Source organism: Nonomuraea salmonea (assembly GCF_042428605.1).
In the GTDB taxonomy this organism is placed as follows: domain Bacteria; phylum Actinomycetota; class Actinomycetes; order Streptosporangiales; family Streptosporangiaceae; genus Nonomuraea; species Nonomuraea salmonea.
This window is the reverse complement of sequence record NZ_JBHMCF010000057.1, coordinates 110,552-124,715: the sequence shown is the minus strand read 5'-3', so window position 1 is coordinate 124,715 and position 14,164 is coordinate 110,552. Positions and strand designations below refer to the sequence as shown.

Annotated in this window: 18 protein-coding genes; 16 read left to right on the top strand and 2 right to left on the bottom strand. The window is 71.4% G+C overall.

Going from position 1 to position 14,164, the window contains the following annotated elements; all coding sequences use genetic code 11:
• The 10 genes from ACFFR3_RS46475 to ACFFR3_RS46430 all read left to right on the top strand — a co-directional run.
• The coding region (locus ACFFR3_RS46475) for a hypothetical protein (protein ID WP_379485259.1) at positions 1-316 on the top strand (316 nt) is incomplete at its 5' end.
• 63 nt (positions 317-379) lie between these two features.
• Complete coding sequence (locus ACFFR3_RS46470; RefSeq protein ID WP_379485258.1) at positions 380-1,192, top strand: hypothetical protein; 813 nt, start codon at positions 380-382, stop codon at positions 1,190-1,192.
• A complete protein-coding gene (locus tag ACFFR3_RS46465; protein WP_379485257.1) occupies positions 1,189-1,716 on the top strand; it encodes a hypothetical protein in 528 nt (175 codons plus the stop codon). The genes ACFFR3_RS46470 and ACFFR3_RS46465 overlap by 4 nt, the downstream gene beginning before the upstream one ends.
• Before the next feature lie 385 nt (positions 1,717-2,101).
• Positions 2,102-2,281 (top strand): hypothetical protein, encoded by a 180-nt coding sequence (locus tag ACFFR3_RS46460; protein ID WP_345410330.1) that lies wholly within the window; start codon positions 2,102-2,104, stop codon positions 2,279-2,281.
• A 73-nt stretch (positions 2,282-2,354) separates the two neighbouring features.
• The gene (locus ACFFR3_RS46455) at positions 2,355-2,516 is read left to right on the top strand and encodes a hypothetical protein (RefSeq protein WP_345410332.1); all 162 of its coding nucleotides are present in this window, start codon (positions 2,355-2,357) and stop codon (positions 2,514-2,516) included.
• A 150-nt stretch (positions 2,517-2,666) separates the two neighbouring features.
• Positions 2,667-3,104 carry a hypothetical protein gene (locus ACFFR3_RS46450; protein WP_345410334.1) on the top strand — a complete coding sequence of 146 codons (438 nt, stop codon included), beginning with the start codon at positions 2,667-2,669 and terminating at the stop codon, positions 3,102-3,104.
• A gap of 57 nt (positions 3,105-3,161) precedes the next feature.
• Positions 3,162-3,818: a hypothetical protein gene (locus ACFFR3_RS46445; protein ID WP_345410336.1), complete on the top strand. Its 657-nt coding sequence runs from the start codon at positions 3,162-3,164 to the stop codon at positions 3,816-3,818.
• Positions 3,819-3,959: 141 nt separating this feature from the next.
• Positions 3,960-4,286, top strand: a complete 327-nt coding sequence (locus ACFFR3_RS46440) for a hypothetical protein (protein ID WP_345410338.1) — start codon at positions 3,960-3,962, stop codon at positions 4,284-4,286.
• 2 nt (positions 4,287-4,288) lie between these two features.
• The gene (locus tag ACFFR3_RS46435; RefSeq protein ID WP_379485256.1) at positions 4,289-4,894 is read left to right on the top strand and encodes a hypothetical protein; all 606 of its coding nucleotides are present in this window, start codon (positions 4,289-4,291) and stop codon (positions 4,892-4,894) included.
• 125 nt (positions 4,895-5,019) lie between these two features.
• The gene (locus ACFFR3_RS46430) at positions 5,020-5,541 is read left to right on the top strand and encodes a hypothetical protein (RefSeq protein ID WP_345410342.1); all 522 of its coding nucleotides are present in this window, start codon (positions 5,020-5,022) and stop codon (positions 5,539-5,541) included.
• An 88-nt stretch (positions 5,542-5,629) separates the two neighbouring features.
• On the opposite strand, the gene ACFFR3_RS46425 is transcribed toward ACFFR3_RS46430, so the two are convergent.
• Both ACFFR3_RS46425 and ACFFR3_RS46420 read right to left on the bottom strand, forming a co-directional pair.
• Positions 5,630-6,448 (bottom strand): hypothetical protein, encoded by an 819-nt coding sequence (locus ACFFR3_RS46425; protein ID WP_379485255.1) that lies wholly within the window; start codon positions 6,446-6,448, stop codon positions 5,630-5,632.
• Complete coding sequence (locus ACFFR3_RS46420) at positions 6,448-7,269, bottom strand: ParA family protein (protein WP_379485254.1); 822 nt, start codon at positions 7,267-7,269, stop codon at positions 6,448-6,450. The genes ACFFR3_RS46425 and ACFFR3_RS46420 overlap by 1 nt, the downstream gene beginning before the upstream one ends.
• 167 nt (positions 7,270-7,436) lie before the next feature.
• On the opposite strand from ACFFR3_RS46420, the gene ACFFR3_RS46415 reads away from it, so the two are divergent.
• The 6 genes from ACFFR3_RS46415 to ACFFR3_RS46390 all read left to right on the top strand — a co-directional run bounded on the left by ACFFR3_RS46415 (position 7,437) and on the right by ACFFR3_RS46390 (position 14,164).
• The gene (locus tag ACFFR3_RS46415) at positions 7,437-7,691 is read left to right on the top strand and encodes a hypothetical protein (protein WP_345410346.1); all 255 of its coding nucleotides are present in this window, start codon (positions 7,437-7,439) and stop codon (positions 7,689-7,691) included.
• 25 nt (positions 7,692-7,716) lie between these two features.
• Positions 7,717-8,160 carry a hypothetical protein gene (locus ACFFR3_RS46410; protein ID WP_345410348.1) on the top strand — a complete coding sequence of 148 codons (444 nt, stop codon included), beginning with the start codon at positions 7,717-7,719 and terminating at the stop codon, positions 8,158-8,160.
• A gap of 23 nt (positions 8,161-8,183) precedes the next feature.
• Positions 8,184-8,594, top strand: coding sequence for a hypothetical protein (locus ACFFR3_RS46405; RefSeq protein ID WP_379485253.1), 411 nt, complete (start codon positions 8,184-8,186; stop codon positions 8,592-8,594).
• Positions 8,595-8,597: 3 nt separating this feature from the next.
• A complete protein-coding gene (locus ACFFR3_RS46400; RefSeq protein ID WP_345410352.1) occupies positions 8,598-9,185 on the top strand; it encodes a hypothetical protein in 588 nt (195 codons plus the stop codon).
• Positions 9,186-9,271: 86 nt separating this feature from the next.
• Positions 9,272-12,784, top strand: a complete 3,513-nt coding sequence (locus ACFFR3_RS46395; protein ID WP_379485252.1) for a tape measure protein — start codon at positions 9,272-9,274, stop codon at positions 12,782-12,784.
• An 18-nt stretch (positions 12,785-12,802) separates the two neighbouring features.
• Positions 12,803-14,164 carry a hypothetical protein gene (locus tag ACFFR3_RS46390; protein WP_379485251.1) on the top strand — a complete coding sequence of 454 codons (1,362 nt, stop codon included), beginning with the start codon at positions 12,803-12,805 and terminating at the stop codon, positions 14,162-14,164.

The following is a 14,164-nucleotide window of genomic DNA, read 5'->3' as shown; positions in this document are numbered from 1 at the left end:
CGACCCGACGCCCGACCCTGACCCGACGCCGGACCCGGAGCCGGAGCCCGAACCGGAGCCCGACCCAGAGCCGGACCCGACGCCCGACCCGGACCCGACGCCGGACCCGGAGCCGGAGCCGGACCCGGAGCCGGAGCCCGAACCGGAGCCGGACCCGACGCCCGACCCGGACCCGACGCCCGACCCGGAGCCGGAGCCAGACCCGACGCCGGACCCGGAGCCGGAGCCGACGCCCGACCCCGAACCGGAGCCGACTCCTGACCCGGACCCTGGGGCGAGGCTGGCGCAGTCGAGCCGGCGCTCACGTCGCCGGTAATAGACCCGGGCCGGACGTCTTCCCTCCTGGACGTCCGGCCCGTCCCGCTGAGAAAGGACCTGGATGGCCGTACGAGTCTCGCCATGCGGCTGGGACGTCTCCCCCAAGTGCTGCAAAGCGTGGGACGCCGCTAGCGACGATGTGCGCGAGTGGGCCGCCGCGCTGGCCACGGAGCTGCTGTGGCGGTTGACCGGTAAGCGCTTCGGCCTGTGTGAGATCACTCTGCGGCCTTGCCGGGCTCCCTGCCCGGACTCGGGCGGTGCGGCGCGGCTCGCCGGCCCCCGTGGCGGGGTGTTCTCGCCGCGGCTCGAAGACGGCCGCTGGTACAACGGCTGCGGCACGTGCGTGACGGCCTGCTCGTGCGGGCCGATGTGCGAGATCGTCCTGCCCGGCCCGGTCGATTCGATCGTGCGAGTGATGCAGGACGGCGTTGAACTTCCGGCCGACGCCTACCGGGTGGACGGCCACCGCACGCTGGTGCGCACGGACGGCGAGTGCTGGCCCGACTGCCAGGATCTATCGGCGCCGCCCACGGAGCCGGGGACGCTGGCGGTCACCTACCGGCAGGGCGTGCCGGTGCCGCCGGGCGGGATCGCCGCCGCGTCGTCGTACGCGTGCGAGCTGGTCAAAGCGGTCTGCCCTGGCCAGGGGATGGGGGCGTGCCGGCTGCCGGCGCGGGTGCAGACCATCAGCCGCGAAGGCGTCACCATGTCGTTCGTGGATCCGATGGACCACCTGGAGAGGGGACTGACGGGGCTGCCCGAGGTGGATGCGTGGGTGCGGGCGGTGAACCCGGACCGGCTGGCGCAGGCGTCGCGCGTCTACAGCGTGGACCTGATGCCTGCGAGGACGACGACGTGGGAGGCGGGCCGGTGATGGATGTGGTGGCGTACCCGCTGGCGGCGAAGCTGCTGGAGTGCCTGTGCGCGGAGCTGGAGGCGAGCCTGGCGGGGCCGGTGTGCCGGTGCTGTGTGGTGCCGGGGGCGGGGTATCCGCCGATGGACGGCTGCATGTGCGAGTGCGGGGGCGGGCAGGGGCAGGCGTGGACGCGGGTGTCGCGCATGTTCCCGACGTCGCAGCGTTTCCCGGCGCCGCTGCAGGAGGCGCCGCCGACGTGTTTCCTGCCGGGGTCGTGGGCGGTCGAGCTGGAGGCCGGCGTGTACCGGTGCGCGGCGACGATGGCGGAGGACGGGACGCCGCCGTCGTGCGAGGAGGTCGATCGCGACGCGCGGGTGGTGCTGGATGACGCGGCGGCGATCCGGCGCGCGGTGATGTGCTGCTTCGCGGCGCAGAGCCGGGTGGTGGTTCCGGGGCAGTGGCAGGCGATCGGGCCGTCTGGCGGCTGCCAGGGCGGGGTGATGACGCTGCTGGTGCAGGCGTACGACTGCTGCCCGACTTGACCGCGAAGGTTCGCGTCGCGGCCTCGAGGGCCGCGGCCGCCGCGACGCGAACCTGATGGTTTTCGTGTAGCGCGCCGGCGAGCTGCGGCCGCCGCGACGCGGAAAGGCCCCCCTGGTCCGTCGTCGCCAGGGGGGCCTTTCGCGTGCGGCTCCAAGGTGCGCGCCTAGGGCCAAGGGTTGGCAGCTTAGCCCAGGTGGTGGGCGAAGCACGATTCGCGTATGCGGGTGGGGGCGGGAGCTCGCCGCGACGCGGGATAGGACGTGCTGGCTGTGTGGCTGGTGGTGCTCGATTTCCCATGTCTTCATAGTTGCCGATCGTTGCATTGCCCACCACCTATGTGTATGGTTTGTTCTGCACCTGACACCCCGGTACGAGGGAGAGAACATGGCGTTCCGACAGTCAAAGATCGACGAGATTCGGCGGGCCAACGAGGAGTTGACCCAGGCGCAGCGGAGCGGCGACCCGAACCAGATCGTCCACGCCGCCAACAAGCTGAACGAGGCCAAGGGCGGCGCGACGAACGGCGAGGCCGTCGCCGCTGGTCTGCAGGGCACCACCCGCTAGAACCCCGGGCCGCCCGGCCCCCAACCATCGGGGGCGGGGGCCGGGCGTCCCCCGACACAAGAAGGGGACACGAATGACCGACCGCGCGAAGGCGCTGCGGAAAGCGCGCGAGACCGCCCAGGCCAGGAAGGACCAGGGCGCGACCGCCGCAGAGCTGCACGAGACGGCCCTCCAACTCGCCTCCTACGGCGACGTGGAGGTGGCCGGCGAGGTCATCAAGGTCGCCGACCAGTGACCTATCCCGCCGGGGCCTACACCAGGCCCCGGCCCACTCCCCCCGGATGCGCAGCGGTGACGGCCAGTGCGCCGGCCGCCCAAACCTGAGCGGCGCGGCTCGGGTTTGGGCGGTCAGCGGACCGGATCGTCACCAACGAAGGGAGTCCCATTGATCATCCAGACGAAGCGCGCCCGCCAGCGTGAAAACCTCAAGCGCCGCCTGGACGGCGAATGCGCGATCAAGGCGTGGCAGGTGGCCTGCAAGATGCGGCTCCTCCTGAGCCAAACCATCACCCACTACCACAGCTACATCCGCGCCGAGGACGTCGAATCCCAGGCGGCGCAGCTTCAGGAGTGGCTGGAGCAGTACTACGACCAGCACGACCTGGCCATGCGGATGGCCGCGCTGGACCAGGCCGTCGTGAACATCCCGAGCGGGTCCACGCGGACCGAGGTGGATGCTCTGGTGGCCCAGGCCGACCTGATCCACCAGTACATGATCCGCCCCGGCGGGGAGGCCGTGCGGTCCGGCCGCCAGATCCAGCTGAACGGTCAGCCCGTGGAGCGGGAAGAGCTGCGCCGGATGCTGACGGCCCGCACCTGGTGACTTTCCGAGCCCTGCACCCTCACCTACCTCACCTCACAACATGAAAGGAGCGCTCACATGGCTCACGCCATTGTGATCCCGGACCCCAACTGCGCCTTCCCGGAGCAGGAGACGGCGGAGCGCGCCGCCCTGGCGGTCGAGGCCGCCGACCTCCTGCGGCTGGTCAACGACCTCGCCCACCAGGTGGACAGCATCAGGCACACGGCCCGCGGGGCGTGCGACACCGCCGGCCAGATCCTTCGGACCGCGCCGGACTCCGGCGATCTCCGGCTTCCGGAGAGCTTCTACAGCGACGTCACCGAGTCCATGGAAGGGATCGAGCGGAACGCCCGGATGTTGGGTTACGCCGTCAGCGCCTACAGGGAGCTGGCGGAGAGCGTGCTCGACCTGCTCGGCGGCTTCCGGGCCGTCTCGCCGGAGGAGGCGGAGAAGGCCAGCGCGAAGCTCCCCGGCATGCGGATGCTGCCGATCGGGCAGAGCCTGCTGGACGGGACCGGGTTCACCATGCTGCGGCAGGACCCGTGGCAGGACACCCCCGGCACGACGATGCTCGTCCAGGCGCCGGAGGACTTCCCCACCGGCGCCGGGGCCGTCGCCGCCGCCCGGGAGCTGTTCGAGGGCCGGTTCGGCGAGATCGCCGCGACGGTGGACGTGCGGCCGGGCGACTCCGGCCGCGAGTTCTGGGTCGAGGTCGCCCGCGCCGTCCACCGGTGAACGTCGTGCCCGGCCCTCTTTGGGAGGGGTAGGGCCGGGCACGCGGCCCGGGGGCGTCACACCTGGTGTGGCGCCCCCGGTTCTCTTCCTCCCTGCCAGGCACCTGACACCCGAGCAATTTTTCGAGGACAAGGAAAGACCATGCGAGACAGAGATCGCGGCCCTGCCTTCCACCAGCGGGTCGGGCGGCTGGTCGTGGGCGCGCTGCTGACCATCGGCGTGCTGCTGACCTTCGGCCCGCACATCATGGACGGCGTCAAGGACCAGTCGGAGAAGGAGCAGATCCGCCGCTTCCTGTCGGGGGAGATCGCCGCCGTGGTGGCCGGCCACACCTCCAAGGAGCTGCTGCTGGTGCCTTTCGACGCCGGGCAGGGCGACATGGTGGTGGTGCCGGCGACCGGCAAGCAGCTCAAGGCGTGCCAGGTCGGCGACGTCGCCCAGGACTGCCTCACCGGGAAGGGGAACTGACCATGGGCACGAGCATCGAGACCCGCGACGACGGCACGCCTGCGACGGCTCCGGAGGAGCTGCCTTTCGGCGATCTGAAGCTGTCCGGAGACGGCCTCACCTACCGGTCGCGCGACTTCTCGTACTGGGGGCAGCTCGCGCAGGAGCCGGACTACAAGAAGAAGCCGGCCGCGCACCTCGCCTACCACCTGACGCTGCGGCACTACAAGCTGCTGGACCTGGCCAAGCAGGAGGAGGAGGCGTGGCAGGCGCTGGTGGAGGCCGAGCCGGCCGAGGAGGCGGCGTGGCAGGCGCTGGAGGCGCCGACCACGTTCGCGTGGCTGGCCGCCCACCAGGCGTATGTGCGGCGCGCCAACACGCTGGTCAAGGCCGCCACTGAGTGGGAGCGGAGCAGCACCCACTACGGGGAGCTGCTCAGCGACTACCGGCTGGGCGACGCGCACGACCAGTACGTGGCCGCGTGCGTCGCCTCTGGCGTGCGTCCGCTGCTGTCGGTGGACCGCGGCCGGTCCGTCTACGGGTGTGGGTCGGAGACGGAGGACAAGGTCGCCCAGCGGAAGTGTGAGGCGCAGGAGACGTTGAAGGCCGCGTCGGGCGGCTGCCGCTGACCCTGCCCGGCCGAAGGGCCCGCCCCCGAGATCTGGGGGGCGGGCCCTTTCCACGTTTAAAGGGCTGGTCTAGGCGCGGAGCGGCCGGCCGCCGCACGGGCGGCCGGCCTGCCACGATCTCTGCCATGAGGACAGGTTTTCGTAGCGTTGTGGTGGCGCTGGCGGTGGTGGCTGGGCTGCTGGCCGGCGCTGGTCCGGCGGTGGCGGGTGAGCCGCCGGCCGTGGTGTGGAACGCGTTGGAGCGGCCTTCCGACCCGGGGCCGGGGCCGTTCGGCGGGCCCGGCGGCCGGTGGGAGGAGGTCGAGTCGCGTGACGGCGGCAGGCTGTGGCGGTACGTGGGCGGCGAGCCTGCTTTGCCGGACGGTGTGGCGGTGATCGCGGCCGGGTCGGCGCCCGGCGTGGCGGGGCCGTTCGGGACGCGGCTGGGCGGCTGGACGGTGGTCGACGGCGACGGGTGGACGCACCGCTGGCAGGACAGCGATCAGCGCGGCGGCCCTCCCGCCGGCGGCACCGGCAGCGGCAGCGTCGGTGATGGTGGTGTGGAGTGCACGGTGTGGCTGATCGGCACGCCGGACAAGCATCAGCGGTTCGGCCGTCACCCGGGCGGCGACTGCAAGGTGATCGTCGCCGGGTACGGCTGGCAGTAGGCCCCCGGGTACGAAAAGGCCCCGCCCCCTTCTTCTGCCAGGGGGACGGGGCCTTTTCGCGTCGCGGCGGCCGCAGCTCGCCGGCGCGCTACGCGGACGTGGCTGCTTGGGTGAGCCGGTCGGCGGTCGCGCGCAGCTCCTCGGCGAGGGACAGCGCGTCGTCCGCCGGCACCTTGGCCACGTCGAGCTTGCCGAGGTGGGCGAGCGTGCGGCGGAGCCGGACCGCTTCCTGCTCCCACGTGCGGGTCCCGCCGCCGGCCCGGCTGACCTCGCCGTCGAGGACGGCCCGCACGTGCTGTTCGACGGTGTCGCGCTGCCACTGATCCAGCGTGACCGGCAGCGTGGCCACGATGTCCTTGAGCAGCTTGGCGGTGACGCGTTCCCGCTCGCTGTCGGGCGTCTCGGCGAGGTGCTCGACGACGGCGGTGTAGACGTCCACAGCCGGGCGGGTGCCGAGGTCGCTCTTGGCGAGCGGCAGCAGCTCGCGGACCTGCGACTCGTTGGGGGCGGCCCCGATTTTGACTCCAATTGGAGTCAAATCCAGGGCGAGCGGCCAGGCGGCGATGAGCCGGTCCGCCTGGGCGCGGGTGAATCCCCACCGCGACAGGCAGTACTCCTCGAAGTTCGGGTAGCCCTTGTGCCGGTAGTAGCGGCCGTCGCGGATCACCTGGAGGCTTTTCCCGGCCGCCCAGAACGCTTCTCGCAGGTGATCGATGGCTTTCTCGCACAGCTCCAGGCTGTCGATCTCTTCGGGCGTGAGCGGCCCGTCTGAGGTCGTCTCGACCGGGTCGGGGATCTGGTCGACGGAGATGCCGGAGCTGGTGTCGAGCGGGTGCCGGCCGCCTCCCTTGAACAGGGGGCGGGGCGGCGCTGCTTTGACGGCGGGCTTGGGTGCGGGCTTGGCCATCAGTTCCTCCCCGCGAGCATGGCGGCGCCGCAGCTCTCGTACCAGGAGGCCGGCGCCTGCCCTTCGGAGCCGTACAACCACAGAGGGGCGGCGGCACCGATGGCTTTGTTGACCACCTCGAAGTGGTTGCACACCTCGTCGTAGACCAGGCCGCCCTGGGAGCGGCGCCCGTAGGAGCCGACCAGCTCCTCGTGGCGGGCGATCGACTCGGTGCGGCCCTGGTAGTACATGTTGACGATGATGCCGCCGACCACCAGATCGGGGTTGTAGTGCATCTGGACCAGCTCGACGGTGGCGATCAGGTCGGCGATCCCTTCGAGGCCGTAGCGGGTGGGCGTGGTGACGATCCATACCTCGTCGGCGGCGACCAGGCCGTTGATGGTGAGCTGCCCGAGGCTGGGCGGCAGGTCCCATATGGCGATCTCGGTGTCGTCGAGCGCGCCGTCGCTGGTGATGGCGAGTCGTCGTTCGGCTCCGACGTGGGTCTCGTCGTCGCGGCTGGCCAGCTCGATGCTGCCCGGCACGACGGACAGCGTGTCGGGCCAGGCCGGGCCGGACGGGACGATCGCTGAGGCGAGCGACCCGGGCACGACCTGGCGGGTGCGGCGGTCGGCGTGCAGGACGTCGGCCATCGTGTACTCGCCCACCTCGGGGTCGAGGGTGCTGGACAGGTTGGGCTGGGAGTCCATCTGGCCGACCAGGACGGTGTGGCCGGCGCGGGCCAGGCCCGCGGCCAGGTTGATGGTGGTGGTGGTTTTTCCGACGCCGCCCTTCTGGTTGGCGATCGCGATCCTCTTGCAGCGCGCGGGTGGTCCGCTCACCGGGGTCTCCTCACAGGGGTCAGGTGGGGTATTCACGGCTGACCATAGCCACCTGATCGTGCGCGTTCCAGCGGGGGGCACGCGGCGGGCCAAAGATTGGTCTAGCGGCGGCTGTGTGCGGGCAGGGTGGAAGGCCGCAGCGTAGGTGACCTGCCAAGGTGTGCCGCATGAACATCATGTCCAAGGGCCTGCTGGCTCTGTCTGTCGCTGCCGGGGTGCTGTTCCCGGCCTCCACTGCCGCCTCTGCTTCTGCCGGTGTCGTCAAGCCGGCGCCCGCGCCCGCCAAGCCGGGCGTCGTGATCGCCTGGTCCGGCAAGGGCAAGCCTCCGGCGACCGTGGTGGCGCCGTTCGGCGCGCCTGACGGCGAGTGGCTGCGCAACAAGAAGACGGGCCTGTGGGTGTGGGTCAACCCCACCAAGTGACGTTGGCGGGTTGATCGTGGCCCGGGTGAGGGTCGAGGTGCACCGGGCGGAGCTGCGCAGGCTGACCGAATCGTCGGCGGGGCCTCTGGTGCGGCACGTCGAAGCGCTGACCCGGTTGACGGCCAACGCCGCGAAGCGGAACGTGCGGGTGGACGACGGGACGCTGCGGGCGTCGATCCAGCCGACCGTGACCGTGACGGGGTGGCGGATCGTCGGCCGGGTCGGCACGTCGCTGGCGCACGGCTGGTACATGGAGCGCGGCACCGGCGTGTACGGGCCGCGCGGCCGGCCGATCCGCCCGGTGCGGGCCAAGGTGTTGCGGTTCGAGGCGCGGAATTCGTCGGTGCAGGCGAAGGGCCGGGGGCGGATCGTGTTCGCCCGGCAGGTGAAGGGCGTCAAGGGTGACCGGTGGCTGACCCGCGCTCTGGAAGAGGTGTCGCCGTACCGGGTGTCGAGACCGAACTACTGATTGGGGGGGCTGTGAGCGAGGAGATGGCCGGCGAAGTCGACCTGGTGGACGACGGGCCGGAAGTCGTCGACGAGCTGGTTTTCACGACTAAGGCCAAGGATCGGCCGCAGGAGTCGGAGCGGATCCGGCTGGTCATCGACGGGGTGGCGTACTACGCCGTCAAGCATAAGAAGACGCCGGAGATCCTCGCCCAGCTCAGCAGGGCGGCAGCCCGGCAGGCGAAGCTGCCGGACCAGATCTGGGCGGTGATGGAATTCCTCGACCAGGTGGTGGAGGAGGAGTCGGCGGTGCGGCTGCGGGCCCGCTACGACGACCCGGCCGACGACTTCGGCCTTGAGGACCTGTTCGACATCATGGAGAAGCTGGCGAAGAAGTTGTCGCCGGCCGGGCAGGCGTCGAAGGGCCCGGCGCCGGCGCGGCGTCGCCGCCGGTGACCGGTGCCGAGGTATGACGCGGCGCTGCGGGCGGCCCTGTCGGGGCCGCCCGCGGCGTTCCTACTGGACGCCGAACGGTACGAGCTGACGGGGTCGTGGGCGTGCCTGTGGGAGCACATGCAGGCTGCCGACCCGGATTGGCGGATGCCGCTGCTGTGGGATCTGCTGCACCCGGAGGACGCCGACGCGCTGGAGGACCGGCTGGCCGACCCGGGCGACGAGCTGCGGCTGCGTGATGTGTATCCGGTGGCGAGCCGGCTGGTGGAGCAGGCGACTGGCCGGGCGTGGTGGGTGGCGCAGCGGCTGATCGTGGCGGCGGTGGCGGGGTGGCCGGAGCTCGACGGCGCGCTGCTGCTGCGGTCGGGCGTGGACGTGGCCGGGCTGATGGAGCGGTCACCGGCACGCGCCTGCTCTGTGATCTATGCGTGGCTGATCGACGGCGCTCAGCGCAAGGAGGTCGCCAAGTTCGACGCCAAGCTCAAAGCGCCGCCGCTGACCGCTGATCTCGACGCCGAGCCGCTGTGGACGCCGCACGACGAGGGCGACGCTTTCATGGCGGCGATGGCGGCGCAGCGGGGCCGCCGGGGGTGATCTCGGTAGCCTTGGCGTGACGCCGCTGGCTGCTGGCCGGGCGCATCCCCGATGGGTGAGGTGCGCGCGTGGCCAGCCAGGGCCCTTTGAGTTCCGCTTTCGTCGAGATCGTCGCCGACACCTCCAAGCTGGAGGACGACAAGCTCGCGTCGCAGATCAAGAAGTCGATCGGCCGTGCAGCCCAGGACGCGGAGAAGGGCCTCGACGGGGTTGCCGACGCCGCCGAGCGGGTGGGCAAGGCGGTCGGCGAGGAGATCGCGGATGGCGCGAAGGACGCCGCGAAAGCGCTCGGAGAGGTCGGCGCCGAGGGGCTGGGCGATGTCGAGGACGCGGCGAAGCGGGCCGGGCGGGCGGTCGGCGACGAGCTGACCGGCGGCGCTCGCAAGGCCGCGAAGGCGCTGGGGGACGTCGGCGCTGACGGGCTGGACGGTGTCGAGGTCCAGGCGGAGCGGGCCGGGCGGGCGCTTCAGGACCGGCTGGTGTCGGCGGCGCGGGTCGCCGGCCGGTCGCTGGACCGGGTCGCGGAGGGGCTCGCTTCCGGCACCGGGAAGGTGCGGTCGGCGGCGGCGGCGGTGGCGGCGCAGGTCGCGCGGCCGTTCCAGGCGGCGGGCCGCGCGATCCAGACCGCGTTGGAGACGGCGGTTGTGCGGCCTGGCCGGTTGATGGCCGGGCTGGCGGTGCAGGCGGGGCGTTCGGCGCGGGAGATCGGGTCGGCGTTCGTCGAGTCGTCCAGGGTCGCCCAGAGCGCGCTGAACGCGATCAACAGCGTCAGTTTCGCGCCGGTGGTGGCCAAGGCGCGAGCGGCCGGCGCGATGATCGGCAGCGCGTTCTCGTCGGCGACGGCGCGGGCTGAGCGGGCGCTGACGCCGATCCAGGGCATCTTGACCAAGCGGGTCATGAAGCCGGTCGGCTACACGGTGGCCGGCATCGCGGGGATCGCGGCCGGGATCGCCGGGTTCGGCTTGGTGTGGGCGGCGGAGCTCGAACAGACCACGATCAGTTTCACGGCGCTGCTGGGGTCGGCGAAGGCCGCCCGGGACTATGTGGCCGAGCTGCAGCAGTTCGCGGCTGAGACGCCTTTCGAGTTCCAGGGCCTTGCTGACGCGGCGATGCGGCTGCTGGCGATGGGCAAGGCGGCCGGGATCGCCAAGAAGGAGATCCTGCCGACCCTGACCATCATCGGCGACATCGCCGCGGTGCTCGGGCAGGGCCAGGAGGAGATCGACGGCGTCGTCCGTGCTCTGGGCCAGATGGCCTCCAAGGGCAAGACGTCGATGGAGGAGCTGCACCAGATCAGCGAGCGGCTGCCTGGCTTCTCGGCGGTGGCGGCGATCGCGGCGGCTCGCGGCACGTCGACGGGGCAGGCGATGGACGACATCGCCGCGGGCGCCGTGACGGGCCGCGAAGGCATCGACGCGATCTTGAAGGGGATGCAGCAGTTCAAGGGCGCGGCTGGGGCGATGGAGGCCCAGTCGGAGACCCTGGCCGGCCGGTGGTCCGCTTTCAAGGACCAGCTCAAGATCGCGATGACGGACGCGATCCAGCCGCTGGTGCCGACTGCGAAGAAGGCGCTCGATCAGCTCGGGCCGGTGCTGGCTCAGGGGGCCTCGGCGCTCGTGCCGTCCTTGGGCACGCTGCTGGAGGCGTTCACGCCGTTCCTGTCTGCGCTGGTCAGCAGTGGTGCGCCGGTGCTGGCGCAGCTTTTCGGGGTGCTGGCGAAGGCGCTGCAGATTCTGACGCCGCTGCTCGGTCCGGTGCTGGGTGCCTTCGGTCAGCTCCTCGCCGCCCTAACCCCCCTTATGGGGCCAATCGGTGCGATAGCGTCACTTGCGGGCACAATTCTGGCGGCTGCGCTGCGACTCCTCGCAGCGATCTTGACGCCCATCGTGTCCGCCTTGTCCGGACCGCTGACCACTGCGATCGCGCAGCTCCAGCCCGCCTTCTCCCAGCTCGCCGCCGCGATCATGCCCGTCGCGAGCCAGCTCGCCCAGCAGCTCGCCCCGATCTTGCCGCAGCTGATCCCGCCCTTCCTCCAACTCGCGGTGGCCTTGATCGAACTTCTGGCCGCTGTGATGCCGATCCTGCCGCCGATCATCCAGCTCGCTGGAGCGCTGCTCAACCTCGCCGTCAGCAAGGTCGTCGTCCCCCTGCTCACGTTGATCGTCGGCGCCCTGACCAAGCTGCTCGGCGCCGTCACCAGCGTCATCGGCCCGATCGCCAAATTCGTCGGCTCGTGGGACCTGGGCAAAGCCTGGAACGCCATCACCAGCTTCGTCTCCAACACGGTCTCCACCCTGACCAACCTCGGCTCTCAAGCCGTGCAGCTGGGCGCCAACATCATCAACGGCATGATCCGCGGCGTCTCCAACATGGTCGGCTCCCTGATCTCCACGGTGAAGAACGCCGCCTCCTCCGCGCTGTCGGCGGCCAAGAACCTCCTGTGGATCTTCTCGCCGTCGCGCCGGTTCGAGCGCGAAGTCGGCCGCAACATGATGTTGGGCTGGATCCGCGGCATCGTCCGCAACAGCAAGGGCGTCAAGACCAGCGTCGAGAAGGTCGCCAAGGACGTCCTGAAGATCGGCCGCATGACGGCCCAGAAATCCTTCGTCAAGACCCTCACCGGCGACGACCCCCGCGCGATCACCAACACGCTCAAGCAGGTCCTCACCCAAGTCCGCAAAACCTTCAAGGGGCTGCGCACCACGGCCGACGACCGGCTGATCACCCGCATCCGCAACGCCAACAAAACCTTGACGGGGCTGGCCAAGAAGCGCGCCGACCTGGCCAAGCGCATCCAGGACGCGTCCAAGGCCGCCGAGCAGATCGCCGGCCGCGCCCGCGACTACGCCGGCATCGTCGGCCTGGGCGACAGCGACCAGGTCCTGTCCCCGACCGCGCTGGAAAGCCTGCTCCGCGACCGCCTCATCAAGATCAGGCGCTTCACCGGCGACCTGGAGCAGCTCGCCCGGCGCGGCCTGGACAAGGACCTCATCCGGCAGCTCGCCGACGCCGGACCCGAGCAGGCCGGCGGGCTGGCCCGCTCCCTCACCACCGCCTCGGCCGCCACCATCGCGTCCCTCACCAAGCTCAACCGCGACATCAGCCGCGAGTCGACCGACCTGGGCAAGAAAGTCGCCGACCACCTGTACGACGCCGGCCGCAAGGCCGGAGCCGGATTCCTGGACGGGCTGCGCGCCCAGCAGGCCGAACTCACCAAAATCATGGAGCGGATGGCGCGGACGGTCGCCTCCACCATCCGCAAGACGCTCAAGATGCGGTCGCCGTCGAAGGTCACCGAGGACCTGGGCGACGACGCCATGCAGGGCTTCTTCGACGGCATCGAGAACCGGGTCCCGGAGCTGCGCCGCCTGCTGTCGCGCGCCGTCGCCGTCCCGTCCCAGCCCGTCCGGACGCCGCGCCCCCTGCAGCCGATCCGCGACACCCGCCGGCCGCACGCCCGCGACACCAGCACTGGGGGCCGCGAGCGGGTGGTCCGCCAGTACAACGTCCAAGCGCCGGTCACCGTGCACGCGCACGGCTCCGACCCGCGCAGCGTCGGCGACTACATCGAGGCCCGCATCGTCGCGGCCGTCCGCTAACACCGAGGGAGAAGTCTTGTGGCAGCGACGGACTGGTACTGCTTCGGCGGCACGGAGATCATCAACTCCGCCCGCACCCACGCCTACGCCTCCCGGGGGCTGAAACCGGTGCACCTCCAGGTGCAGGACTGCGGCTGTCCCGGCCTGGCCGGGATGCTCGAAGACGAGCCGTACACGCTGCCGTCTGATGACGGCGCCCCCTGGTACGACCCGGGCCTGCCCGAGTCCGCTGACTTCGCCGGCGTCCTGCTGCTCGACGTCAAGGGGCTCGACTCCGCCCCGATCGAACGGCCGGTGCGGCAGCGCGCCGGCGACGGCGCGGTGTTCGGGCGGCCCCGCTACCTGCCCCGCGAGATCGTGTTCACCGGGATAGCGATAGGCCGGACCTCGTGCGCCATCGACTACGGAATCAAGTGGCTGTCCAGCGCGCTCCAAGGGTCTTTGGCGTGCGGCGACGACTGCGGCGGCGGCGACGACCTCGACTACCTGTCGTGCTGCCCGACCGTGGCGGGAACGCCCGGCACGCCGTGCGGGCCCGGCAGCGGCGCGGGCGGATCCTGCCCCGGCCCGTGCGACCACCCCGACTGCGCCGAGCTGGCCTGGCGCACCCTCCGCAACGTCGCCCTGACCCGGTCGCCGGAGGTGGTGGAGCAGTTCGGCGGCGCCTGCCAGTGCTGCCCCGGCGTCGCCAAAGTCGTGCAGTGGACGCTCACCGCGGCCCGGCCGCACGCCCTGCGCGCCCCTGTCGAGGTCGCGCGCCGCGTCACCTGGCCTGCCTCCTCCGGCGAGGAGGAGGAGTGCGTGACGTGGACGACCGGCGACACCTGCCTCGACGACGAAGGCCAATGCGCCGCCGCGCAGCTCCAGCCGTGCGTCCTGGATCCGCGCTGCCCGCCGCCGACCCTGCCCGAGCTGCCGGTCCCGCCCAACCCGTGCCTGTGCGAGCCGTGGTCGCGCAGGGAGGTGTGCGTGCCGATCCCGCCGCAGGCCGCGCCGATCTGGTCCGACACCGTGCCCGTCATGGAGATCTACTCCGGCGCGCTGCCGCTGCGCGGCGTGCGGGTGCGGTTCGTCCCCAACCCGCTCGGTCTGCCGGCCGACCAGCTCGACCAGTGCGGCGCGTGCGCCGAGCTCAACGTCTCCTACCTCCCCCCGGGTTCGACGTTCGTGCTCGACGGGACGCGCCGCCTGGCGGCGGTGCGCTGCCCCGGCCGCGCCGAAACCCCGGCCGGCGCGATCGTGTCCGGCGAGGGCGGCCTGCCGTACACGTGGCCGGTGCTGGAGTGCGGCGCCCCCTACATGGCGTGCATCAGCGCCGACAGCGAATCCATAGCCGAAGACGCGTCCGTGTCGCTGTGGACCGTCGTACGGGAGGTGTGA